The 24,271-nt window shown below is 72.8% G+C and carries 19 protein-coding genes; 7 read left to right on the plus strand and 12 right to left on the minus strand.

Translation table 11 applies throughout. The features are described from left to right. Positions 1 to 68: 68 nt before the first annotated feature. Together OHA55_RS26705 and OHA55_RS26710 are read right to left on the minus strand one after the other, a co-directional pair. Positions 69 to 1,178, minus strand: coding sequence for a TIGR04222 domain-containing membrane protein (locus tag OHA55_RS26705; RefSeq protein ID WP_323180459.1), 1,110 nt, complete (start codon positions 1,176 to 1,178; stop codon positions 69 to 71). Continuing rightward, positions 1,175 to 2,548 carry a DUF692 domain-containing protein gene (locus OHA55_RS26710; protein ID WP_266710199.1) on the minus strand — a complete coding sequence of 458 codons (1,374 nt, stop codon included), beginning with the start codon at positions 2,546 to 2,548 and terminating at the stop codon, positions 1,175 to 1,177. The genes OHA55_RS26705 and OHA55_RS26710 overlap by 4 nt, the downstream gene beginning before the upstream one ends. A gap of 750 nt (positions 2,549 to 3,298) precedes the next feature. Here OHA55_RS26710 and OHA55_RS26715 point away from each other — a divergent pair. The 4 genes from OHA55_RS26715 (at position 3,299) to OHA55_RS26730 (ending at position 7,549) form a co-directional block, all read left to right on the plus strand. Continuing rightward, positions 3,299 to 3,805 (plus strand): polysaccharide biosynthesis/export family protein, encoded by a 507-nt coding sequence (locus OHA55_RS26715; RefSeq protein WP_266710200.1) that lies wholly within the window; start codon positions 3,299 to 3,301, stop codon positions 3,803 to 3,805. A 377-nt stretch (positions 3,806 to 4,182) separates the two neighbouring features. After that, positions 4,183 to 4,392 carry an FxSxx-COOH cyclophane-containing RiPP peptide gene (gene fxsA / locus OHA55_RS26720; RefSeq protein ID WP_266710201.1) on the plus strand — a complete coding sequence of 70 codons (210 nt, stop codon included), beginning with the start codon at positions 4,183 to 4,185 and terminating at the stop codon, positions 4,390 to 4,392. Between the two features lie 5 nt (positions 4,393 to 4,397). Beyond that, on the plus strand, positions 4,398 to 5,663 hold the full coding sequence (locus OHA55_RS26725) for an FxsB family cyclophane-forming radical SAM/SPASM peptide maturase (protein WP_266710202.1): 1,266 nt from the start codon (positions 4,398 to 4,400) through the stop codon (positions 5,661 to 5,663). After that, positions 5,660 to 7,549, plus strand: a complete 1,890-nt coding sequence (locus tag OHA55_RS26730) for an HEXXH motif-containing putative peptide modification protein (RefSeq protein ID WP_266710203.1) — start codon at positions 5,660 to 5,662, stop codon at positions 7,547 to 7,549. The genes OHA55_RS26725 and OHA55_RS26730 overlap by 4 nt, the downstream gene beginning before the upstream one ends. Positions 7,550 to 7,561: 12 nt before the next feature. On the opposite strand, the gene fxsT is transcribed toward OHA55_RS26730, so the two are convergent. Genes fxsT through OHA55_RS26750 form a run of 4 tightly spaced genes read right to left on the minus strand, consistent with a single transcriptional unit; the run spans position 7,562 to position 15,654 of the window. Further along, positions 7,562 to 11,989: an FxSxx-COOH system tetratricopeptide repeat protein gene (gene fxsT, locus OHA55_RS26735; RefSeq protein ID WP_266710204.1), complete on the minus strand. Its 4,428-nt coding sequence runs from the start codon at positions 11,987 to 11,989 to the stop codon at positions 7,562 to 7,564. Continuing rightward, positions 11,986 to 13,062, minus strand: coding sequence for a MoxR family ATPase (locus tag OHA55_RS26740; RefSeq protein ID WP_266710205.1), 1,077 nt, complete (start codon positions 13,060 to 13,062; stop codon positions 11,986 to 11,988). Before OHA55_RS26740 ends, fxsT begins: the two co-directional genes overlap by 4 nt. Beyond that, positions 13,059 to 14,594 (minus strand): hypothetical protein, encoded by a 1,536-nt coding sequence (locus OHA55_RS26745; RefSeq protein WP_266710206.1) that lies wholly within the window; start codon positions 14,592 to 14,594, stop codon positions 13,059 to 13,061. Before OHA55_RS26745 ends, OHA55_RS26740 begins: the two co-directional genes overlap by 4 nt. A gap of 1 nt (position 14,595) precedes the next feature. Continuing rightward, positions 14,596 to 15,654: a hypothetical protein gene (locus tag OHA55_RS26750; protein WP_266710207.1), complete on the minus strand. Its 1,059-nt coding sequence runs from the start codon at positions 15,652 to 15,654 to the stop codon at positions 14,596 to 14,598. A gap of 380 nt (positions 15,655 to 16,034) precedes the next feature. On the opposite strand from OHA55_RS26750, the gene OHA55_RS26755 reads away from it, so the two are divergent. After that, a complete protein-coding gene (locus OHA55_RS26755) occupies positions 16,035 to 17,630 on the plus strand; it encodes a chloride channel protein (RefSeq protein ID WP_266710208.1) in 1,596 nt (531 codons plus the stop codon). 40 nt (positions 17,631 to 17,670) lie between these two features. On the opposite strand, the gene OHA55_RS26760 is transcribed toward OHA55_RS26755, so the two are convergent. The 3 genes from OHA55_RS26760 to OHA55_RS26770 all read right to left on the minus strand — a co-directional run bounded on the left by OHA55_RS26760 (position 17,671) and on the right by OHA55_RS26770 (position 19,835). Then, complete coding sequence (locus OHA55_RS26760; RefSeq protein WP_266710209.1) at positions 17,671 to 18,078, minus strand: CU044_2847 family protein; 408 nt, start codon at positions 18,076 to 18,078, stop codon at positions 17,671 to 17,673. A gap of 348 nt (positions 18,079 to 18,426) precedes the next feature. After that, entirely contained in the window at positions 18,427 to 18,786 is a 360-nt protein-coding gene (locus OHA55_RS26765) for a hypothetical protein (protein WP_266710210.1), read from the minus strand. A 203-nt stretch (positions 18,787 to 18,989) separates the two neighbouring features. Beyond that, entirely contained in the window at positions 18,990 to 19,835 is an 846-nt protein-coding gene (locus OHA55_RS26770) for an aminoacyl-tRNA hydrolase (protein ID WP_266710211.1), read from the minus strand. Positions 19,836 to 19,930: 95 nt separating this feature from the next. Here OHA55_RS26770 and OHA55_RS26775 point away from each other — a divergent pair, with 95 nt between their 5' ends. Both OHA55_RS26775 and OHA55_RS26780 read left to right on the plus strand, forming a co-directional pair. Beyond that, positions 19,931 to 20,608: an AIM24 family protein gene (locus OHA55_RS26775; RefSeq protein ID WP_266710212.1), complete on the plus strand. Its 678-nt coding sequence runs from the start codon at positions 19,931 to 19,933 to the stop codon at positions 20,606 to 20,608. A gap of 58 nt (positions 20,609 to 20,666) precedes the next feature. Next, positions 20,667 to 20,861 carry a hypothetical protein gene (locus tag OHA55_RS26780; RefSeq protein ID WP_266710213.1) on the plus strand — a complete coding sequence of 65 codons (195 nt, stop codon included), beginning with the start codon at positions 20,667 to 20,669 and terminating at the stop codon, positions 20,859 to 20,861. Between the two features lie 130 nt (positions 20,862 to 20,991). Here the strand turns inward: OHA55_RS26780 and OHA55_RS26785 are convergent, their stop codons facing one another. The 3 genes from OHA55_RS26785 to OHA55_RS26795 all read right to left on the minus strand — a co-directional run bounded on the left by OHA55_RS26785 (position 20,992) and on the right by OHA55_RS26795 (position 24,204). After that, the gene (locus OHA55_RS26785; protein WP_266710214.1) at positions 20,992 to 21,831 is read right to left on the minus strand and encodes a polysaccharide deacetylase family protein; all 840 of its coding nucleotides are present in this window, start codon (positions 21,829 to 21,831) and stop codon (positions 20,992 to 20,994) included. Positions 21,832 to 21,950: 119 nt separating this feature from the next. Then, positions 21,951 to 23,483 carry a nucleobase:cation symporter-2 family protein gene (locus OHA55_RS26790; RefSeq protein WP_266710215.1) on the minus strand — a complete coding sequence of 511 codons (1,533 nt, stop codon included), beginning with the start codon at positions 23,481 to 23,483 and terminating at the stop codon, positions 21,951 to 21,953. Between the two features lie 295 nt (positions 23,484 to 23,778). Next, positions 23,779 to 24,204: an OsmC family protein gene (locus OHA55_RS26795; protein WP_266710216.1), complete on the minus strand. Its 426-nt coding sequence runs from the start codon at positions 24,202 to 24,204 to the stop codon at positions 23,779 to 23,781. Positions 24,205 to 24,271: the final 67 nt, after the last annotated feature.

Genomic DNA, 24,271 nt, shown 5'->3' on the forward strand with positions numbered 1-24,271 from the left:
TGACCGAGTGACCGAGTGGACGGCGGGAGCGCTTGCCCCGGCCCGCCGTCCCATGCCCCCGCCCTTGCTCAGCTGCTCCCGCCGCCGCAACTGGAGCTGCTGCCACCACAGCTGGAGCTGGAGCCCCCGCAACTGGAGCTGGAGCCACCACAGCTGGAGCTGCTCCCGCCGCAGCTCGTCGAGCCGCCACTACCGCAGCTGGAGTTGCTGCTCCCGCAACTCGAGCCGCTCCCACCGCCGCAACCGGACCCGCCGCCCGCGCCGCAGCTCGAACCGGACCCCGAACCGCAACCGCCGCCGCTCGGACCCGCCCCCGCGCACCACACCACGGGCACCATCGCGGCGCTCGCCCCGTGCGTGGTGTCGAAGCCGTCGTGGCGCACCGAGGAGGAGCCGCGCATGCCGGGCGACCCCGGCGACCGGAACCGCGCGGCGGCCGTCAACTGGTCCCGCAGCACGGGGTCCGCCACCGCCCGCAGACCGAAGGCGGCCACCATCTGCGCGGGGGTACCGCCCGCGGCGGTGCAGTCCCTGCGGTACGCCCCGGTCGCGGCCTTCCCCTCATCGGTGATCCGTGTCCGGGCGCCGACCGTGGCCACCAGACCGCTCACACCGCCGAAGAAGATCGCGGGAAGCATCTTCACGATGAAAGGGAAGGGCATGTCCGCAGATCCGTCGATGACCGCGTACTGGACGAAGGTCGCGACCAAGGAGACGGGGAAGAGCGCGAGAGAGACCAGGCTCTGGATCCCGCCCCAGCGACGGCGCGTCCGCACGTCCTCCGGACGCGCCAGCAGACCCCGGGCCGCCAGCCCGTCGCCGATCTCCTGCACGGCCGGGTGGTGCATGACCGAGAAGCGCAGGATGTGCAGCGCCCCGTTGGGGGCGGACGCCAGCTCCTGGAGAACGGCGCGCTCCACCGGGTCATGGGGCTGCGCCCGCACCACGGAGATCACTCCCGGGCCGCCGACCACGATGCGCCCGTCGGTGTGCAGAGCGGTGAGGGCGGTGTCCACGACCCTGGCCGGGCCGCCGGCCAGGAACGCCGCCTCGTGGTCGTCGTGCACCGCGGTGCCGGCGCCATGCCGCCCGCCGCTCCGCGAACGTGCTGTGAGAAGCAGGACGCCCGAGGTGACGATCGCGATCGTCAGCAGAAGGGCGAGCAGGTTCATGGTCATCGGTTCCCCCCGGAAGATGCCCTGAGAACGTTGGCGGACAAGGTGAACGCGGCCCGTGCCGCACGGACGGCCCGGGTGGTGCGCCGGGGCGGCCGCGCCCCCGCGCGGTCCTGCCACCAGTGGGTCAGCCGCCGCCGGGCCGCGTCGTCGGCGGGCTCGCCCGCCACCAGCAGATGTTCGGCGAAGGCGAGCGCGTCCCGGCGGTAGCCGGACGCGGGCGGACGGCCCTCGGCGTAGCGGAGGAAGGCCGCGCGATAGCCCGGCCCCAGAATCTCCGGCAGCTCCGGCGCCACCTTCGCGACGATGCCCGCCCGCTTGGCGGCCAGCGCTCGGCCCTGCACCCCCAGCCGCTCCGCGTCGAAGCCTGCGGGCACCGGAGCCCCCGCGACGAGCGAGGCGAGCAGACCGCTCTGCGCCCCGGCCAGCCGCTCACGGGCCCCGGACCTGGATCCGGTCCTGGCCCTGGATCCGGTCCTGGCCCTGGTACCGGCCCCGGCCCCGGTCCTGGCCGCCGCCGTCCCCCCGGGAGCGCTCGTACGGCCGGACCGACGTGCTGCTTCCAAGGTCCCCCGGATCAGCGCGAGTTCACCGGCGAGCTCCTCGGCGGGCGGGAAGTCGTCGTCGCGCTCCAGCAGTACACCGGGCGGGTCCACCCGGGAGCGCAGCTCCGTCAGGACGTCCAGCACCGGGGCCGTCACCGGGTGGGCGTGCGTGTCGTGCCAGACGCCGTCCTTCTCGACCCCGCCCGCCACATGGACGTACGCGATGGCCTCCACCGGCAGCTCGTCCAGCGCCGTGGCGGGGTCCTCTCCCCGGTTGACGTGGTTGGTGTGGAGGTTGGCCACGTCGATCAGCAGCCGTACCCCCGTACGGTCGACCAGCTCGGCCAGGAACTGCCCCTCCGTCAGCTCCTCTTCCGGCCAGTTGACCAGCGCCGCGATGTTCTCCAGCGCCAGCGGCACCGGCAGCGCGTCCTGAGCGATCCGCACGTTCTCGCAGAGCACGTCCAGGGCGTCCCAGGTCCGGGGTACGGGCAGCAGATGGCCCGCCTCCAGCGCAGGCTCCCCGGCCGACGGCCCCCCGGCCCGTACGAACGCGACGTGCTCCGTCACCAGCGGCGCACCGAGCAGCTCCACGCGCGCCGCCAAGTCCGCCAGGCGCCGGGGGTCGGGGCGCTCCGCACCGCCGAGGCCCAGCGCCACCCCGTGCGGCACCACCGTGACGCCCCGCGCCCGGAGCCGTACCAACGAGTCGGGCAGATGGTCCGCGCAGAGATTCTCCGCTACGGCCTCCACCCACTCGACGCCCTCCAGCGCCTCCACCGCGTCCGCGATCTCCGGACGCCAGCCGATCCCGATTCCGAGCCTCATGCGGCGCTCCCCCTTTCCGGGCGATCCGTTCGCTGCCCGTGCAGAGGTGATGACCCCGGCGCACGTCGGCGAACCCGGACGGGGCGACGTTCAGAGGAGGATTTGAGGTTGCGGAGGGGTGGGGGCCGGGCGCGGGCGGCCGTGCCCGTGCGACTCTCGCCGCCTCTGGCCGCCCGGCGCCGCGGTGCTGCTGCCGAGGGTGGGCTCATGCCGAGCCGTGGACCCCTCGGGGCGGTTCGTCGGGCCCACCCCGCTCGACCTGCTCCGCTCCGTGGTCGCCGGCACCCGGGCGCCCGGGGCAACTTCCCTCCTGGCATGCGGCTTTCGGTGCCCGGGTGGACAATGAGAGGTGGAGTTTCGGCCCCGGCGTCCGACGAAGGCGCTGGAGCCGCCGAAGCCGCCGATTCTCCTTCCGGTCACCCACCGCCGGGAGCCCCCATGCGATGCCCCTTGTCATCGGGCAGATGGCGGAAACGGTCGTCGACCTGCTGTTCTGCGTCAACCTGGAGGGCGTCGACCGATGCCTGGACTTTTTGGGGTCCCGACCGGACGCCCTCGGGCTCGTCCACAGGGACCTGGGCGACTTCTTCTTCACCGTGCTCCGCAGCGGTGTGACCCCCGACGTCCGCGGTGAGGCCGGCCGTCCCGGCTCGCGGACCACCCCGCAGTCCCCGGCCCCGGCACCCCGGTGGGGCTCGGTCATGACGCCGGTGGTGACCAGAGCAACCACACGTGAAAGGCAGGACGGCCATGTCGGCCACAGCGCTGGAACTGGGAGAGATCGTCCAGGTCGAGGTACGGGACGCGGCGGGGGCGGTGACCGCCTTCTCGCACGACTACGCGGTCGATGCCAGCCGCCTGTTGCGGATTCCCTCCCTGAACATGATCCTCGCCGAGGGCAAGCCACTGACGCCCGACCTGCGGGCCGAGATCGAGGACCGGTTCATCACGGACGGCATCCTCACCACCGTCACCGTCAACCTCGGGATGCGCGGCGACCGGGTGGACCTGGAGAACACCGTCCAGCCGGGGGACCGGCTCTTCGTACGGATGCTCAACCCCGACGGCACCATCGACGCGAGTTCCGGATCGTTCCCGGTGGACGCCTCAGGCAGCATCAACATGCCTTTCCTGGGCGGGGTCCTCCTCCGCGGCAACCGCTTCTTCGAGGCGGAGCACCAGATCGAGCAGGGCCTGCTGGACGCCCAGATCTTCACGCAGCCGCTGGTCAACGTGACCCGCGTGGAGCTCTTCTGAACCTCCCCCTTTCCGAGCCTCCCCTCCGGACGCCGGCTCCGGGGACCCCACCCGCGGAGGGCCACGCGGGCGCCTCGCGCGGGTGGGGCGTGGGACCTCACCTCCGTCGCGATCTCGCGTATGCGCGGAAGGAGTGCACGGCAGTGCCGTCCGTACGGATCGGCCTGACTCCCCCTGACGGGTTCCCGCGTGTGGACATCCGCCCCGGAGCCCTCGCCGCGCTCGACGGGCCGCGGACCGGGACGAACGGTGGCCCGAAGGGCCGAATCCGAGCGGGCTCTCGATGATTCGGGAACCGGAGCAGAGGGCAGGTCTGAGGCGAGTACGCATTGTCGGGAGGGGTGCGACTCGGAGCCCCCGGGGAGGAGCGGAGCAGGATGGCAGCCGAGTGGGAGGTCCCGGACCTGACGGGGCTGCCGCTTGACGAGCTGATGACCGCCGAGGACGCGGTCTTCGTCAGGGCGTTGCGGCGGGTGCTCGACCAGACCGCCACCGGAGAACTGCCGATCTCCGCCTACCAGTCGGCGAGTCAGCTGCTCGACACCGACGACCTGGCGGGCGTGCGTGACGCAGCGCCCCGGGAGTGAGCGGAGTGGACCCGGGATTACCACAGGCGCACGCGGTCGAGCCGTGGTTCTGGCCGGACCAGGCGCTCCCCGTCGCGGCAATGCGCGAGCGCGGTGTTCCGCGCCTGCCGTTCGTGGAGTTCCTGCTCAAGGTGCACAGTCGCTGCAACCTCGCCTGCGACTACTGCTACGTCTACGAGGGCCCCGACCAGAGTTGGCGTGAGCAACCGCGGACCATGTCGGGGGAGACCGCCGATCTCGTCTGCGCACGGATCGCCGAGCACGTGCGGACGCACCGCCTCGACCGGATCCGGGTGGTCCTGCACGGCGGTGAGCCGTTGCTCGCCGGAGTGTCGCGAATCGGCCATCTGGTCGGCCGGTTGCGCGCGACCCTGCCGGCCGGCACCCGCGCGGACGTGCTGCTGCAGACGAACGGGCTGCTCCTGGGCGAGGAGGTGCTGGCCTTCTGCCGGGCCCACGGGATACGGATCGGCATCAGTCTGGACGGCGGCCCGAGCACCCAGGACCGTCACCGCAAGCGGCCCGACGGGCGTGGGAGCCATGCGAGCGTGGGGCGCGCCCTACGGCTGCTGACGCAGCCCCGGCACCGGGACCTGTGGACCGGCCTGCTGGCCGTGGTCGATCTCGCCTCCGACCCCGTCGAGACCTGTCGGCAGCTGACGGAGCTCGGGCCGCCCGCGGTGGACCTGCTGCTCCCGCTGGCGCACTGGGGCAGCCCGCCGCCGGGCCACCGCGCCGGCGACCCGTCCGCCGCACCCTACGGGGACTGGCTGACGGCCTTCTTCGATGCCTGGTACCACGAGCCGGCCCAGCCGGTGCGGGTGCCCTTCTTCGAAGCGGTCATCGATGCACTCCTCGGCGGTCACAGCGCCACCGAGGCACTCGGCGGCGGCCCCGCACGGATGGTGGTGGTGGAGACCGACGGCAGCCTCACCCTCTCGGACCTCCTCAAGTCGGCCTACCCCGGAGCCGCGACGACCGGGCGCCATCTGCGATCCCACTCCTTCGACGACCTGCTCGATCATCCCGGCGTCGTGGCAAGGCAGCTGGGAGCCGAGGGCCTTGCGCCGGAGTGTCGGGCCTGCCCCGTGATGCGGGTCTGCGGCGGAGGGCTCTACGCCCACCGCTACCGCCCCGGGTCGGGGTTCCTGCACCCGTCGGTGTACTGCGCCGATCTGCAGGCGGTCATCTCCCATGTCGGCGAGGCCCTCCGAGCGGATCTGGCCCGCCTGGACCGCGCTCTCCCGGCGCGACCGATGGAGGGCCGGTGAGCGCACCCGCCCCGGTGGCGCCGCCTGATCTCCTCGGCCGACTGGCGCGTGGCGGGCCGGAGGCGCTGGCCCCGCTGCGTCGTGCGCGCCGCAGCCGGAACCTGCTGCTGCTCCGCGCCCTCCGGGACCTGGCCGCGCCCGAAGGCCAGGGCGTCGGTACGGAAGACCCGCTGGCGGAGTCCTTGGCGCTCCTGCGCCGCGTCCAGATTTCCACGCCCGCCGTCTTCGAGGCCACGCTGGACCTGCCCTCTTTCGGAGCCTGGGTCGCGGACACCGTGCGCGAGCTGCAGGAGGCCCCGCGACTCCCGGCCGGACGAGCGCACGCCGGGTCTGCTGCGGCGAAGGTGGCCCGGGCCTCGGCTTTCGCAGCGGCCGCTGCTCACCGCGCGCGGCTGCGGTTCGACATCCGGGTGCCCGCCACGGCTGAGGGCGTGCTGCTTCCGGGGATCGGGCTGCTCCTGCCGCCCGGGTCGACTCCGGGGCCGAGGTACGGGGCAGCCGCCCGCGCACGGGTCCGCGGTGACGGCAGGAGCAGCTGGATCACATGGACGAGCCGGCATGGAGAGACGGCCCTGCGACTGCCCGACTCCCGCGGTGACAACCGGTCGCCGACGCCCGGCTGGTACGGTCTGCCCACGCTTCGCTGCAGCTCCCGGGGCCGTGAGTGGACCGTCCGCCTCGACTCGCTCGACCCACTCCGGGCAGGCGCACCCCTGCTGGCGCCGCGCCTGCTGGAGCATGCCGAACTCTCCTACTGGCAGAGTCAATTGAGCGCTGCCTGGGCTGTTCTGGTGGAGCGCCACCCGGAGCGCGCCGAGGAGGTGGCGCGTACGGTCACCACCGTGGTGCCGCTCGTGGACGAGGTGCTCACCACGGACCGGCGCAGGACCTGGCGCAGTGCGTCGCTGTCCGACGCGTACGGACTCGTGGCGCTGACCGTCCAGGACGGGGACGTCACCGCGCTCGCCTCGGACCTGGTCCACGAGACACAGCACTCCAAGCTGAGCGCACTCCAGGACCTCGTGGACCTGGTTCTGCCGGCACCCGGCGCTCGCGGCTACTCGCCGTGGCGCGACGAACCGCGCCCGCCGGCTGCCCTGCTGCAGGGTGTCTACGCCTTCCTCTCGGTGGCCGGATTCTGGCGTGCCGAGGCCGCTTTCGCGGCCGACCGCGGCGACCAGGCCGCGGCTTGCCGGGCCCAGGCGCACTTCGCCCGGTGGTACCGCGGCGTGCGTGACGCCGCGGCGGCTCTGGACGGCTCGTGCTGGCTCACCCCGTCGGGGCGCGACCTGCTGCGGTCACTCCGGCACCGCCTGGACGACTGGGCGTCGACACCGGTCACCGGACCAGCTGCCGCGCGGGCCGCGTCGGCCGCGGTCCACCACCGCATGCTCTGGCGGATGCGTCATGCGCCGAGCCCCGGCGAGGCCGGCGAGCTCCTCGCGCGGGCGTGGGCCGCCACGGGCCCGGGAGCCGTCCCTGCCGAGGTGGTACGCGAGGTGGTGGCCTCGTTGGCAAGGAGCGGCTCACCTCTCCCCGACCCGGTTCCCGTACAGAGCCTGGCGGCCACGCGGCGCCAGGACGGGACGCCCGCAGAGGCCGCCGCCTGGCAGGACTCGCGACCGGAGCACTGGGCCGAGCTTGCCACCGCCGCACTGAGGGCCGGCGATCCGCGCGCTCTCGCGCTGGTCGCGTTCCCGGAACTGACCCGCGCCGTCCACGCGGGGCTCGGTCGCTCGGGAAAGGCGCTGCCGCCGCTGGTCCTCGCGGGGTTCCTGCGTCCGGTCCTGGACGCGTATGCGCGGGCCCCTCGTGACGACCGCGCCGAAAGCCACGGGCCGCCACGTGGCCTCGGAGACTCCACCGCGCAGGGTGGCGGCGGCTGATCCGGCCGGGGCTCAGATCGGCGGCGGCTCGATGTCCACCTCGGCCCGGTCGCCCGCGAGCGCGGCCCGGGTCTCGGGATGGTCGGGGCCCAGCGTCTCCTCGTACGCGTGCCGCACCTCCGCGAGCCGCTCCGCCGACTCCGTCTCGTCGCCCAGCGCCGACAGGTCGAGGGCGTGGTTGCGGCGGGCGGCCAGGGTGGCCGGGTGCTGCTCGCCGAAGCGCTCGGTCAGCGCTCGGGCGGCCTCGGCGTCCAGCGCTGCCGCAGCGCCGGGTTCGCGCGAGGCCGCCAGCGAGTTGCCGAGACCGACGCGCGCGAGGGCCACCCACGGGTGTTCGGGGCCGAGGGCCTGTGGCAGGACCTCGACGGCCGCTCCGCTCAGTTCGTGGGCGCGGGCGGTTTCACCGAGGGCCCGGAGGACGATGGCCAGATCGAGTCCTGCGAGGTGGACGAACGGGTGCAGGGGGCCCAGAAGCTCACGGTACTCGGCCACGGCGTCCGCACCGGCCGTCCGGGCGGCGGCGAGGTGACCGTTGAGCCGGAGGTCGGTCCCGAGGCCGACGAGGGCGGCGACGGTGTCCAGATGCTTCTCGCCGTAGATCGCGCGGTAACCGTCGTAGGACTCCCGCATGAGACCCAGCGCCTCAGGCCTGCGGCCGACCCGCCGGAGCGTGACCGCGTGGTTCTTCAGCGCGCGAAGCGTGTTGGCGTCGCGGTCGCCGTAGTGCCGGCGGTAGTCGGCGACCGTCTGCTCCTGCAGGAGCACCGCCTCGCTGTACCGGCCCAGTTCGCGCAGGTCGCGGGCGACGTTGTTGGCGGAGAGCAGCGACTGGAGGTCGTACCGGCCGATCCGCAGGCGCTGGTCGGCGTTGCCGCGGTCCAGGGCGAGCGCGTCGGCGAAGTGTCCGTTCATGCGCAGGCTCACCGCGTAGTTGTGTCCGGCCGTCATGGTGCCCGCGTCGTCCGGCCCGAAGACGGCGCGGCTGCGCTCGTACGCGTTCCGGTCGAGTCCGAGGGCCTCGGGGAAGCGCCCGACGGCCCGTAGGTCGGCGGCCACCGCCCCTGAGAGGGTGATCGCGTCCCCGTGGTCCTGGCCGACGGTACGGAGCAGGCGGTCCAGCGTCTCCTGGTTGAGCGGCCGGGACCGCTCGTACTCGCCCAGCGCCCACCAGGCGGCCGCCAGCCGCCGTGCCGCGCGAAGGGTGTGCAGGTCGTCGGCGCCGAGGCGCTCGCGCCAGGCGTCGTACGCCCGTTCGGCGAGCCGGGCGCTGCCGCGCAGGTCGCCGTTCAGGTAGACGTAATGGATCAGGTTGAGCACGGTGACGCGAACCTCCGGCGCGTCACTGTCGAGCGAGTCCGAGGGCTCCATGTGCGGGAGGAGTTCGGCGTAGTGCCGCCAGCCCTCCGTGAACTGCGGCTCCCCGGGGTCGTGGACGCTCAGCACCGTCTGCGCCACGTCGCGCAGTCGTGACCGCTCCTGCGGCGGGAGGGAGTCCTGAAGCACACCGCGCAGCAGCCGGTGGAGTTGCAGGGTGTCGTTGCGCGGGTCGACCGTCAGCAGTGAATAGCGGCCGATCTCGGCGATGGTCAGCCGCCTGGCGAACGGCTCGCGCAGGACGCGGCCCAGCGGATCGGGAAGCCGCAGCAGCCGGGCGTGGTGCAAGAACGCGCTGGGGATCGGATCAGGGCCGAAGAAGGCCAGCAGGTCGAGCAGTTCACGCGCGCCGACATGCTCCCTCAACCTCTGCAGGGAGATCTGGAAGGCCGCGACCACGGACGCGCCGGAGCGGTCCGGACCCTGCGCGAGGATCTCGGTGCGCTGGGTCTGCAAGAGGTGGAGGTACTCCTCGGTGGGCATCCCGCTCTGCTCGTGGAGCGCGGCCGCACTCTCCAGTGCGAGAGGCAGGTCTCCGAGGGACGCGGCGAGCCGGTGGGCGGCGTCGGTGTCGGTGGCCGCGCCGCGGCGGGCCAGGAAGGCCATGCTCTCCTCGCGGGTGAACACGTCGACCTGCAGCGCGCGTACCATGTTGGCCCAGTTGCGGTCCCGCGAGGTCACGATGACGTGGCCGATGCCGTCCGGGATGCCGACCATGGTGGGGATGTACTCCCGCGTGGTGGCCGGGTCCCCGGCGTTGTCGAGGACCAACAGCCAGCGGCGGACCGGCGATCCGGTGGACAGCGCCCGGACGACGGTCTCGGTGATGTCCTCGTCGGGGTGCGGTTCGAGGTTCAACTCACGGGCCAGGGCCGCGTAGTCGGCGCGGATGACCAGGTCCTGCTCGGCGCGCACCCACCACACCCGGTCGTAGTCGTCCCCGTGGCGCCTGATGTACTCGATCGCCAGCTGGGTCTTGCCGACCCCGCCGAGGCCGTAGATGGCCTGGGCGAGCAGGGCGGTGTGGCCGCCGGCGAGCAGGGAACTCCGCAGCTGCGACAGCTCCCGCTCGCGCCCGACGAAGGCGGGGTTCGGCAGCGGGACCCGGCCGGGCATGGCCTGGGGACGCACGGCGACGACCGGGGGCCTGCCGTCCGAGGGCGGGCCGGCGCCGACCGGGACGTCGGGAGCCACCGAGATCGGGGTGTCCGGCTCGGACAGGTCCTTCTCCGGCGCAGTCACGTCCGGCTTCTCCTCACCGTCGACCGGAACAGCGTCGACCGTCTCGTCGTCATGGGTGGGACTACCCTCCGGCCCACCGCGCGAACCGCTCCCGGCCGCGGCCTCGTTCGTACCGGCGGAGGCAGTCACCGGGAGTCGAGCGGGCGAGCCTGAGTCCGCGGCGCGGCGCGCGCTGGCCTCGTACGGTTGTCCGAGAGCGCGTAAGGCCGGGACCGCCGCTGCGAGCACGACCCGGTCGGCCTCCGAGATGTCCTCCTCGGTGACCGTGGCCGGGCTGCGCAACAGACGCTCCATCAGCAGGGGTTGGGCGCCCAGCAGGCGCGTGACCGGACCCTGCGCCGACTGGAGCGTCCGGTACAGCTCCCCCCGGCCGAGTCGCCCCAGCAGGTGACTGCGGACGTCCTCGCGGAAGTCGAAGTCCGGTGTGGCCGGCGACGAGGGCTCCGGAGCCAGCCGTTCCAGCAGTCCGCCGAGCAGGACTTCGGCCAGCGGCAGCGATCCACTCCCGGGCAGTGCGTCGCGCTGGACCGCGCGCATCACGTCCCAGGTGAGTGGCAGAAAGGCGAGCCGGATCGCGAGCATCAGCGCGGCCGGGGACGCCACCGAGGCGAACCTGCGCACCGTCTCCGCGGCCGAGAGGCGCTGCGCGCTCCCCGGGACGGCCTGGCTGTGCGGCCGGGGTGCGGGCATGCGCCAGCCCTGACGGTCCACCAGCAGCACGGCGGCCCGGGTCCACCCGGATCCGCTGTGCGCGACCAGGTTGGCCCAGCGGTCCAGCCAGGCGGGTTCCAGCGCGAGCACCGGGACCGGGACGGGCTCGGCGGTGTGCTCGGTGGTAGGGCCGGGGTCGACCAGGGACCGTGCGGTCCTGCCGAGTCGGAGCTGGATCCGCGAGTTGGGAGCGCCCGCGGCGGTGGACCTGAGCCTCGCGTCCAGTGGCACCGCCGCCGTGCGCTCCCAGAAGCGGCTCGGCAGCGTGTGCAGCACGGCCAGCGGCTGGTGGGTGGCCCAGCGGTGAAGCAGCTGGGGCAGTTCGGGGTGCGACCAGGCGGAGCTCGTGCAGTCGCTCACCACGAGCACGAGTCGGCGCCGCTGCGGATGGATCAGCTCACCGGGATGACGTTCCGCGTCGCCGTCGACGGTGCGCAGGGCGGGCCGGTCGGGTCGGCCGGTGTCCAGCCGCCAGACCCGGACGTCGCGGAAGGCACCGTGGTACTGGAGCAGTTGCGCGAGAGCGGCGGCGGACTCCTGCCAGACCCGCATCGTGAGGCTGTCCTCCACGATGAGGGCCACCTCCAGCCACGCTTCGGACACGTCGCGCAGCACCGGCTCCCAGAAACCGAGTTCGGCGGAGCGGACCGCGGTCGACTCCTCGTCGAGCTCCTGACGACGCCGATCGGGCTCGCGTCGACCGAGCGGCCGCAGCGCGCGGGCGAGTCCGAGGGGGTCGGGGAGCCACGGGTCGCCCAGGCCACCGCCGACGGCGAGGGCCTCACCGGCGGGCCCGTCGGCGGTGGTCTGGGCGACCCGTGGCAGCACAGGATTCCGGTCCGCGGCGACAGGCGACCCGACCGTGGGACCCGGGTCGTCCTGCTCCACCGTCCGGCTCTCGTCCCGGCCCGATCCGGCCTGCTCCCGGTGAACCGGCGGTGTCCCCGGGCCGGCCGTCTTCGCACCGCGCGGGTGGTCCCGGCCGGGCTCGTCGCTCTCCGGCTCGCCGGGATCCTGCGACGGCCGGCCCATCCGGCGGCTCAGGAACAGCGCCTCGGCCCATTCGCGGGGCGTCGGGTCGTTCCACCCCCGTCCGGACCGTGACTCGTTCATGTCCGTGGTTCCCGGGACAGCGAGCGCCACAGCGCGTCTCGCAGCTGACGGGTACCGTCGGCGCCGGGATTGATCGCTCCGTTGGTCAGGAGATGGACGGCGTTGAGCAGTTGGTCGATCGCCAGGCCCTCGGACTGACGGCCGGGGGCAAGGAACTCCCGGATCAGCTCGGCCGCCCTGGGGTCCTGCCGGTCGTGGAAGTGGGCGGAGACCAGCGCGGTGAGCCGGGTGACGTCCGGATCCGGCATGCGGACCTCCAGGCACCGCCGGCGGAAGGCCGGCGGGAAGTCGCGCTCGCCGTTGCTGGTGATGACGACCAGGGGGAACTCGTGGCAGCGCACCCGCCCTTCGCGAATGCCGACCGTACCCGCGTGGTCGGCGGTGCGTACGCGGACTTCGGGAGCATCGGAGGCGGTGCGCTCCAGCTCGCGGATCCGGAACTCGCCCTCCTCGAAGACGTGGAGGAGGTCGTTCGGCAGATCGATGTCGCTCTTGTCCAGTTCGTCGATGAGCAGCACCCGGGGCCGGGCCCAGGGCAGCAGTGCGGTACCGAGCGGACCGAGCGTCAGGTAGCGGCCGATCTGCTCGGGACCGTCGGCAGCGCCCGCCGGACTGGGGGCCTCCCGCACGCGGCCGATGGCGTCGTAGGCGTACAGGCCGTCCGTCAGAGTGGTCCGGCTGACCACCGGCCACCACAGCACCGGGCCGAGCCCCAACTCGTCGGCGATCTGCCGGGCGAGACTCGACTTGCCGGTGCCGGGGCGCCCGGTGACCAGCAGCGGGCGCCGCAGGTGGATGGCGGCGTTGACGAGTTCGACGACCGACGGGTCCAGGGTGCCGCCGACGGGGTGTCCGAGACGGCGGGAGGCCTCCAGGGCCTCCGCCACGTCCGGGGAGCGGGGGGTCGGCAGTGTGCCGCCCTCCGGGGTGGTACCGGAGAAGCGCCGCCACAAGGGCGGTTCGGGCAGCTCCGGCAGCGAGCCGTCGGCTCCGGGCCGGGAGCCGTCGTCCCGGAACACCCACCAGTGCGCAGGGCCGGGTTGCAGGGCGTGCTCTTCGGACGGAGTGCTCATACGGCGCTGCTTCCCCTCGTCTGCGGTGGCCTGAGCAGGTCCTCCGCGGCGTACATTCCGTCAGGGTTGCCCCACACCAGAGTGATGCGCTCGTGGAGTCCCGTCTTAGCGAAGGTCCGGCTCAGGTTCTCCAGACCGTCCGGGTCGGCGGGCTCTGCCCCGCCCCGGGCGCCCACGCGCAACACCCTTACTCGTTCCGGCAATTCACGTATCTCGCCACCGAGCAGTCGGCTCACCGCGTGGCGGGCCCGCTCGGTGGGCTCGGTGTCACGCACTGCGATGATGACCGGGATCCCCAACTCCAGCAAGACCGACACGAAGTCGTCGTCCTCGTCCTCGCCCTTGTCCTCCGGCGGGGCGAACACGACGAAGCAGTAGGGGCTTTCGAGATTGTTACGGAGCCGGTCCCACAGCGCGCCGGCATCGACGGAGAAGGAGTCGCCGATCCACTCGATCGCCCGCTCGGGGTCCCAGCCCACGTCGAGCAGGCGGTTCCAGCGTTCGACCACGCGCGGATGCCAGTCGTAGAGGTACCGCTCGCGGCTGCGGACCACGACCTGGCGGTGCGCGCCCAATTTGCGGGAAATGGCACCCGGCGGCTTGATCCGCCACTGATCGACCGGCAGCCACAGCAGGTGGCGGGGAAGGACGAAGTCGACCCGCAGGTCGGCCCCGCGTGCGCCGAGCCGGCGGACGGCCTCCGTGTGAGCGGCTTCGACGGCCCTGGGGAGCTGGTCGCGGTCGATCCGGTCCATCGCGTGGACCGGATCGGAGCTGCCCTCGTGGTCGACCAGCAGCCAGGCACGGACGTCGCAGGACGCGGGCGCCGCAGGGTGCGAGTGCACTTCCACCAGCAGGCGGATCTCCTGAGCGTGGCGGCCCTGCCGTGCCTCCTCCTCGTTCCGCACGCGGACCAGGAGGGCCGGGTGGACGTTCACGCGCATGGCCGTGTCCTCGCTCCACCGCCGCAGCCTTCGGCGGATCGGCTCGGCTTCGGCGACGGCCACCGCCTCCACGAACGCGAGCAGCGCGTGCGGCTCGCCGGGGATCACCGGGGCGTCGGCCAGTCTTTCGACCAGGTGACGGGTGCCGTCCCCGAGGGGGCGGGTGTCGGAGGCGGGGAGACGACGGGTGGCGAGCGCCTGCAGCCTCAGCATGCCGACCGAGGTCTCCTTGAGCAGCGCGAGCAGCTCGTCCAACTCCTCCGCCGTGTAGAGGGCCTCGGGCCGGTGACGCGCGAGCCAGGCGTGCGCGGCGAGCGCGGGCGTCGAGGTCTCACGTCCGAAGCTGAACTCGTCCACCAACCGGTTCAGGCCGTCCTGATACTCCGCACTGGCCGCGACCATGGAGAGCAGGTCGTCGGCGGGGGCCGGGAACCGGTCCGCCACGAGTCGCGTGCCGCCCGGGGTCAGCCGGTCGAAGACCTGGTCCCGCCAGTTCGGGTTCGTCACCCCCGGGATGCGGAGCAGGATCCGCACCAGCTCCTTGTGGAACGCGGTTCGCCCGGGGTGCTGCAGGGGCTCGGCAGGCATGTCAGCGCCTCTCCGCCGACACCTGGGCCCAGACGCGTTCGAACTCCCGCATGGGCAGCGAGGCGTTCTCGTACCACCGGACCGCCGCCGCCAAGCGGTCGACGGCGTCGGGATACTGCAGACAGACGGCGACCACCGCGCGGATGTCCTCGATCAGCGAAGGGGAGCGCGCCACGACGGGCATGATCTCGGGGCCGATGTCACCGATGATGCGATCCCTGCGCTGCGTGTCGCGCATGCTCGGCACTCGTACCAGCGCGGTCGTGAGGCGCCGCTCGGCCTCGGTCTGCCAGGCGAGGGAGGGCAGCAGCGAGTCGTCGGCGGGCGTGCGGGGGCCGGGCGCCTCCGGCTCGACGATGTCCCGCAGGACGGGGCAGTAGCGCACCAGCGCCTCCGTCGGGTTCATCCACGCGGTCGTCTGCTCCCGGGTGGACCGCACCGCCACCATGGTGCCGAGGACGGAACCCGACGTCTGGTCCCGCACGCCGGCCCCGCTGTACCCGCGGACGAACCGAGGGCCCGCGGGATCGCCCGCGTCCAGCTGGATCCAGTCCGGGCTCAGACCGCCCGCCCCCGCGAGCACGGCCCGGGCCCACCCCCCGGAGCCCGGCCCCGCCGGCTCGGCGAAGGCACTGACCACGCGTCCGTGGGATTCTCCGCACCAGCGCAGCCGCGCCGGGAGGACGTCCGGAGGCGGGGAGCCGTGCAACCGCAGCACCGCGACATCCCCGGCACGGTCGTCGACGGCCGGTGCCCAGCCGCCGCGTACGACCGATGCGGTCATCCTGCCCCCGAGGAGGGAACCGGGGAAGTCGACCAGGATTTCGGCGAAGCGCGCGTCGGTGGCGGCGTCCTCGATGGCGTCCCCTGCGACCGGGCCGGTTCCGCGGCCGGACGCGGAACCGGCCTCCGGTCCGGAGCACGCCGCCACCACCACGTGTGCGCAGGTCACCACCAGGCTGTCGGGCAGCAGGACGGCGCAGCCCACCGGCACGTCGGCCCGGCCGACGATGCGTAACCGCCACGCGTCCTCACTGACCGCCCCGTCCCCCACTGCCATGCCCGCTCCACTCGTCCCGGACTGGAAACTGTCATGGTTCGACGCTCTTCGGGCCAGTCCCACCAGAACCGTGCAGAACTGACGGCGCAACAGGCAAGGATAGCGGCATCGGGCTCACCCGGCGCATGAAAGTGCGCGATCGATCGATCACCACGCATCCGTCACCGCCGGGTCATCACGGTGATGGCCCGTCACTCGATCGGTGATCCCGTCGGCATTCGGACGGCAGCGGGCGGCGGACATCGCGACAATGGCACCGTGCTGCCGGAATGGCGGTCAACTAGACTGATTGGCACGTCAGTTGCATGTCATTTGCATGTCAGTTGCATGGGGAGCCAGGGAGCTGAGCCTGGCTCCGTCGTCGAGGCACAGGGGGAGCGGTGGCGACGGTTCGGCACGGCATGGCGGCGGCCGCCCTGGACAGGCTGCGGGCGCGCGTCCCGCGCGGCGGCGGAGCCCCCGGAGGCGGCCGGGCCGCCTCCGAGGAGAGCCCCGAGCCGACCCTGCGCTGGCTCGCGCTCGCCGCGCTGATCGGGGTGGTGGCCGGGCTCGGCGCCGTCGCGCTCTACGAGCTGGTGCACCTCGGCAACGTCTGGATTCTCGACAAGGTCGGCGGCTATCACGTCCACACCACCACGTCGGACGGAGCGTTCCGCGTCTCCGAGGCTTCGCCGCACCCCTGGGCGGTGCCACTCGTGGCGGCCGGCGGAGCTCTGCTCGCCTCGCTGCTCGTGCTCCTCTTCGCCCGGGAGGCCGGCGGCCACGGGACGGACGCGGCGATCCACGCCGCCCTGCACGATCCGTACGGCATGCGCGGGCGGGTGCCGCTGGTCAAGCTGGTCGCCTCCGGGCTGACCATCGGTTCGGGTGGTTCGGGCGGTACGGAGGGGCCGGCGGCGCAGATCTCCGCGTCGTTCGGCTCGGTCATCGCCCGTCGGCTCGGACTCTCCCCGCGGGACGCCCGCACCGCGCTGGTGGTCGGCCTGGCCGCGGGCGTCGGGGCCGTCTTCCGCGCACCGATCGGCGGCGCGCTCCTGTGCGCCGAGATCCTCTACCGGCGGGACGCGGACTTCTCCGTGCTGCCGAAGGCGCTCGTGGCCTCGGCGGTGAGCTGGGTCTGCTTCGGGTCGCTGCTCGGCTTCGGGCCGATCTTCGGTGTACACGGCACGGCGCTGGAGGGCGGCACGCCGGGTCTGCTGCTGATCGTGGTGGTCGGGCTGGCGGCGGGCGCTGCCGGACGCGCCTTCGCCTGGTGCTTCTACGCCGTGCACACCCGCGTCGAGCGCCGCGGTCGCTCGGCCGCCGCGCGGCTGCTCCTCCCCGCGACGGGCGGCCTGGTGGTGGGAGTCATCGGCCTGGGCGTACCCGGTGTCCTCGGCACCGGCTACGGGCTGATGGAGGGCCTGATGCACCGGCAGGTCCTGCTGGGCATGTCGCTGTGGCTGGTGCTGCTGGTACCGGTGGCCAAGCTCGTCGCCACCTCGCTGTCGGTCGGCTCAGGCGGCTCGGGCGGGATCTTCGGGCCGAGCCTGTTCATCGGCGCCGGAGTGGGCGCGGCCGTGTGGCGACTCTTCGAGCCGATCGGAATCGTTCCGCACGACCCGACCGCGTACGTGGTGATCGGCATGGCCGCATGCCTCGGGCCGGTGGCACGGGCGCCGCTCGCGGTGCTGGTCATGGCCGTGGAGACGGTCGGGGACGCGGCGCTGCTCGGGCCCGGTCTGATCGGCGTGCTGTGCGCACGGATTGTCGTCGGGGGCACGACCCTCTACCGCAGTCAGCTCGACCGCGCCCCGGGTGCCGAGGGACCTGACCGGGCCGCGCCCGAAGCGGAGCAGCCCCGGGCCGAGGTGCCCGCCGACACTCCGGCGGAGCGCCCGGTCGACCCGATCCCGCACCCGGGCGGCCCCTGCGAGGCGGTGGACGATGCCGAGCCGGGTGCGACGGTTGCCACACCCGGCTCGACTTCAACTTGATCGTTGACCGGTACGGCTGCCCTGCCCGGAGGGGGCGCGCTCAGTCCTCGCCCTCGCTGCCGTTCGCGTCCTCGCTGCCGTTCGCGTCCTCGCTCTCATCACTCACCCTGCGATGCTCGGCGTTGGACGACCGCTCCCAGGTCAAGCGGACCTTGATGTGCCCATCCACTCCGGAACGGGCGATGACGGCGCCCGCCTCCGCGCTGATCCGGACGCCGAACTCCAACTCCACCGTGCTGGGCCGCTGCGGCATCGCGGTGAGCTGCGCCAAGGCCTCGGACGCGGCCGTCCGCACCCGGGCGAACCCGGCGTCGAACGTGGAGAGCGCCAGTCCGACCGCGCCGCCCGCGTTCGTCGCGCGTTGCACCACACCGTCCTCGGCGGGATCCAGGTCCACCAGTACGGTGGCGACCCCTTCCCCGAGCTTGAACTCGACGGCCTCCGCCATGTCTCCCCCTCGCTACGGGCTCGCACCCGCCGGATCATCGGCGCTGCTGGCTCAATGGTCCGTCAGTTCGGTTGTCGGCGTGGGCCTCTTCGCAGAAAGATCTTGCAGTTCCACGGCCGTACTCAGCCGTACTCAGCCGATTCCCGTACGTGGCGCGCCGGCCCGGAACCCGATCCCGGCCGGCGCGTTCGGTACCGACGGTTCGGCAGCCCGAGCGGTCACAGGTGCGGCACATCGATGACGACGGCAGGCGGCCACAGCGGATTGTCGGCAGCGACACGGGAGTCGGCGATCACCCGCCGCCGCAAAGCAGTGCCATCGGCACCGAGATCGATGGCATCGGACCGGTCACCGCCTGATACGTGTGTGCAGCGCACATGCGCCGACAAGGGCGAGTACGCCCGATCCGAGCAGTGCGAGCGTGCCTCGCGAGCTGATCACGCGGTGAGGGCCGACGGCCAGTACCGAGCGCCGTCCCTGGATGGACAGCGCACTTCCGGTGCTCTGGATGGACCCCAGCGAAACGAGGGACATGGCAGAGCCGATCGAGCCGACGGACAGGGAAGAGCCGATGGACCCTACGGACAGAGCGCTGCCAACCGAACCGATGGACAGCACGGACCCGACGGAGCCGATGGACAGGAACGAGTCCGTCGACCACAGGGAGAGCGAGGAACCCCCGACGGTGCGGGAGGAAATATGCGCCATGGGGTCATCATGCCGCGAGTGGGGCCGCCGTACCCAGTGACAATCAACCCCGTCGGCTGCCCGAGCAACTCCCCACAGGGGCATGCCGGCTGCTTTTGCGGCAGACCTACGCCGCCCTGCTGGGGCAGGGCGGCCATGCCTTCAGGGATGTCGCCGGCGCGGAGAGAGACGGCGGTAGCGCGTGTCTCCTCCGGCTGCGGCGGTCAGCCCGCCGTACGCGCGCGGAGCGCCGGGTGGTCGGCGATCACGGTGCAGGAACCGGGGGCGATCTCGGTGAACCCGGCGTCGCGCACCACGGGCAGACCGCTCACGGTCAGACGACGCCAGGTGTCCGCGTCCGGGGTGGCCACCGAGAGCGGGAAGCCCGCCTCCTGCCACTCCTTGCGCTCCGCGTCCGTCAGCTCCCACCAGGCGAGCTGCGCCCCGTGGCCGGCCTGCGCCATCGTCTTGCCCGCGGACATGTCGAGATCCGGGTTGAGCCAGAGCACCGGACCGGTGGTGTCCGGGGCGGCCGGGGGCTCGGGGTCGTCCAGGTCGGTGCCCGAGACCTGGAGCTTCGCCAGCTCCTTGGGCCAGCCGTCCAGCGGGACCGGCGGGTAGACGCGGACCTCCGCGGCGTCCCCGGTGACCGTGATCCCGGGCAGGGTGCACGCCTTGCGCCACTCCGCGCCCCGGGCCCGCCGCACCACCTTGCGTATGCGGGCGTCCTGCCAGTCGCGCATCGCCTGCGCCCACTCGCCCTCACCGAGGGCGCGGTCGTCGGCCAGGATGGTGAGCACCGCGCGCGCAGCCGTCCGGAGCGCGTCCGTGCGGGCGGGCGGGTCGGTCTTCTCGATGTGCACCACCAGCGGCAGCACGAACTGAGGTGCCTCGTCGCGCGGGGTCGGCTCGGTCCGGAACGGGCTGTCCGCCGGAAGCGCCCCGGCGGAACGGGAGCCGGAACCGGAACCGGAACCTGACTCTGGACCGGACCCGGCGGGCTCGACCGGGGAAGCCGGGGAGGTGGCGGCCGGGGCCGTCGAGGGGGCGGGAATGTCGTCGCTGCTCACGGAACCAGTCTGCCAGGCGGCTCCGACAGGCCCGGTCCCCGTCCGGCCGGTGGGCCCCTTGGCATCGCGGGACGCCCGGGGCGAGGATGCGGCGCATGAAGAGCGATCTGTTTTCCAGCGAGCACATGGCACAGCAGGCGACGGTCCCCGGAATGACGCTGCAGAACGCCAAGTCGGTCAAGTACGCCGTCGACGGCGAGATGCACGCGCGCCAGGGTTCGATGATCGCCTTCCGGGGCGACCTCCAGTTCGAGCGGAAGGGGCAGGGGATCGGCGGCATGCTCAAGCGGGCCGTCACGGGCGAGGGGCTGCCGCTGATGGCGGTCCGGGGGCGGGGGGAGGCGTGGTTCGCGCACGAGGCGCAGAACTGTTTCATCGTCGAGATCGAGCAGGGCGACGTGCTCACCGTCAACGGCCGCAACGTCCTCTGCTTCGACGCCACGCTCGCGTACGAGATCAAGACCGTGAAGGGAGCCGGGATGGCAGGCGGCGGTCTCTTCAACAGTGTGTTCAGCGGCTACGGAAACTTGGGTCTGATCTGCGACGGCCACCCGATCGTGATACCCGTCACGCCCCAGCAGCCCGTCTGCGTCGACACGGACGCCGTGGTCGGCTGGAGCGCCCGGCTCGGTACGTCGCTGCACCGCTCCCAGAGCTTCGGTTCGATGGTGCGGGGCGGTTCGGGCGAGGCGGTCCAGCTGCGGCTGGAGGGCGAGGGCTTCGTCATCGTGCGCCCGAGCGAGCTGAAGCAGGAGAAGCCGTCGGCCGGCTGAGCTCCGCGTCGTCCGGGGGCGCTGCCGCTGGTCCCGGCGGCCGTCGTACGCTCGGCGCATGGACGACGAGACGTACTGCGCAGCCCCTGCCCCCTCGCCTCTCGGGCCGGCCGTACCGGCCGACGCGGACGGGCCGTACGCCGAGTGCGTGCTCTGCCGGAAGCCGACGGAGCACCCGGAGTCGACGAAGGGCGCCACCCTCTGCCCTTCCTGCGCCTGGCAGGAGGCCGGCCGGAACGCGTGCTCCGGCTGAGCGTGCTCCGGCTGAGCGGGATCAGACCGAGCGGGCGTGGGCCGAGCGGGCGTCGGCCGAGCGGCGGAGGGCGGCAGGATCCGGGGGGAAGACCCCGGACCCGGCCGCCCTCCGGCCTTGCGACGGGCCGTCAGTCTCCCGGGGCCGCCCGCATGAGCTCCGACACCTTCACGAACCGGTAGCCGCGCGCCCGGAGTTCGGGGACGATCCGGCGTACCGCATCCTCGGTGGTCGGGGCGGCGCTGCGGGTGCAGTGCAGCACCACCAGGGAGCCCGGGGTCACGCCCTCCAGAACCTGTTCGGCCACCGCGTCCGCGTCGGTGGCGAACGCGTCGCCGCCCACCACGTCCCACTGGACCGCCGTCACCTTCTCCGGGGCCAGCGCGCGCAGCGCCTCGTCGTCGTAACACCCGCCGGGGAAGCGGAAGTACGGGACGACGTTGCGCGCTCCCGCCGTGCGGAAGGCGGCGAAGGCGCGCTCCACTTCGTCCCTCATCTCCTCCTTCGCCACGGTCGGCAGGCCGTAGCAGGGGGAGGAGAAGGCGTAGTGGCTGTACGAGTGGTTGGCGATCTCGAACGTGGGGTCGGTGCCGATCGCCCGCGCCTGGTCCGGGTACTCCTCGGCCCAGCGGCCGGTCATGAAGACCGTCGACTCGACCTTGAGACGGCGCAGCAGGTCGATCAGCGGCGGATTGTCGAACGATTCGCCCGCGGCCGCCCGTTCGCCCTCGTCGGCCGTCATGTCGGCGTCGAAGGTGAGTGCCACGACCTTCTCGTCCGTCGGGGCCGCGCTCTTCGGCCGCCGTTCGAACACCGGCGTGAGGCCCTGGGGGCCGGGAGCGAGGGTGGGCGGCGGTCCGGGGGCCGGGGTCGCGGGGGCGGAGGGGTGCGAGGAGGGGGACGACGCGGCGGCGTGCGGCGGCCGCGTGGTGGTGGGGTGCCCGTCCGGACCGGAGCATCCGGCGAGCACCCCACTGAGGACACTGAGAACGGCGAGACCGGCGAGACATGTGGAACCGGTCAGAGGCGGAACTTTCCGTGCTGAGGTATTCACTCACGGAAAATATCGGACAATATGATTTATATGGGTCAGGTGGTCCCGGTGACGCTCGGGGCGCCCCGATCGGCCGACCCGGCGGGCTCCGGGGCCGGCGTTGCCTCCGGGGCCGGCGCGGGCTCCGGTACCGACGCGGGCTCCGGTACCGACGCGGGCTCCGGTACCGGCTCGGCTCCCGGGCTCGGCTCTTCCGCCGCGGGCGCGGGCGGTATGGACTCCGTTCCGGGCGTACGCCCCCAGGGCGTGTGGTGGAACAGCAGGTTCAGCAGGAACGCCGTGAACGCGGCGGCCGTGATGCCGCTGCCGAACACGATCTGGACCCAGGACGGGAAGTTGGCGTAGATGCCCTCGGACATCTCCGGCAGCAGGCCGATCCCCAGCGCCACCGCGGCGATCGTCAGGTTGTGGCCCCGGTCCAGGTCGACCCGGCGCAGGGTGTTCACGCCGACCATGGTCACCGTGGCGAACAGCATCAGGGCGGCGGCGCCCACCACCGGGCCGGGCAGGGCCGCGACCAGTTCGCCGAGCCTGGGGAGCAGACCGAGCGCGACGAGGACGGCACCGGCGAACGCCGTGACGTAGCGGCTGGTGACCCGGGTGAGGCGGATGAGGCCGACGTTCTGCGAGAAGACCGTGTCCATGAAGGAGTTCATCACGCTGCCGAGCACGCCCGACAGGCCGTCCGCCGCGAGGCCGCGTGCCAGGTCCTTGTCGGTGACGGGCCGTCCGGTCGCCTCGCCCACCGCCAGCATCGAGGCCGTCGACTCGGTGAAGATCACCAGCATCACCACGCACATCGAGATCACGGCGGACACCGGGAACTCCGGGGCGCCGAAGTGGAAGGGGGCCGCCAGTCCCACCCAGTCCGCGTCCGAGACGCCGGAGAAGTCGGTGAGGTCCAGGGGTACGGCGACCACGGTGCCGAGCACCAGGGCGATCAGGATGCCTATCTGCCCGGCGAACCCCTTGACGAAGCGGGCGAAGAGCACGATGAACACGATCACCCCGGCGGCCAGCCCGAGCCGGGTCCCCGACGCGTGGTCGGCGGCCTCCGGGTCGTTGCCGGTGATCAGCCCGGCGGCCACGCCGATCAGCGAGAGACCGATGACGGTGATGACCACACCGCTGACGAGGGGCGGGAAGAAGCGGACCAGCCGCGCGAACGGCACGGCGATCAGCAGCCCGAAGAGCCCGGCCGCCAGCATCGACCCGTACACGGCCTGGATGCCGTACTCGCCGTGGATCAGGATCATCGGGGTCACCCCCGCGAACGTGGCGCCCGTGACGACCGGCAGCCGTACACCGAGTACGCGGCCGATGCCGAGGCTCTGGATCAGGGTGATCAGCCCGGCGACCAGCAGGTCCGCGTTGATCAGCAGGCCGATGGTCGAGGTGTCGAGCCCGGCGGCGCCGCCGAAGACCAGCGGCACGGTGACGCAGCCGGTGTACATCACGAGCACGTGCTGGAAGCCGAAGGTGGCGAGCCTGCCCGGGGAGGGGCGCCGGTCGACCGGATGGACGTCCCGGTCCTTCGGTGGGGCCGGTGCGGGAACTGATACGTCCATGTCATGCCCTCCAGTGCAGGTCGCTGCGTTGGAGTGCATTGAGCCAGCCGTTCTTTGAGAACGTGCGGCCGTGGGATGACGCGGGTGTTACGGGGGCGGGGGCGATCTCCGGCGCGCGGCCGAACGTCTGACGGATCGTCATCAAGACGGTCGGTCCGTCGTACGCGTCGGGGAGGTTCGCACCCCCTGGCTGTCGGGGTGCTACCGCCCTGCGCGACGGAGCGGTCCGCCCGCCGGACGCGCCACCGCCGGCCCGCGGAGAGCGGGGGCCGGCGGTGGCGCGCGATCCGGACCGTCAGGCGAGGCTGGCCGTCAGGGTGATCGTGGTGCCGGACAGCGCCTGGCTGACCGGGCAGTTGGCCTTGGCGTCCTCGGCGGCCTTGACGAAGCCGGCCTCGTCCAGGCCGGGCACCGTGCCCACCACGGTGAGGTGGATGCCGGTGATGCCGGTGCCGGGCTGGAACGTCACGTCGGCCTTGGTCTCCAGCTGGGTGGGGGCGGTGCCCGCGCCGGCCAGGCCGTGCGAGAGGGCCATCGAGAAGCAGGCGGAGTGCGCGGCGGCGATGAGCTCCTCCGGGCTGGTCTTGCCGTTGGCCTGCTCGGCACGCGAGGGCCAGGAAACCGGGAACGCGCCGACACCGGAGGAGTCGAGGGTGACGACACCGCTGCCGTCCATCAGGTTGCCGTCCCAGACCGTGTGCGCCGTACGCGTGGTAGCCATGGTGAATCCCTTCGGAAAAAGTGTGCGCGAATCGCGCGGAACCGCGGCACCTCGTGCGCCGCGGAAC

The organism is Streptomyces sp. NBC_00102, from assembly GCF_026343115.1.
Taxonomy (GTDB): domain Bacteria; phylum Actinomycetota; class Actinomycetes; order Streptomycetales; family Streptomycetaceae; genus Streptomyces.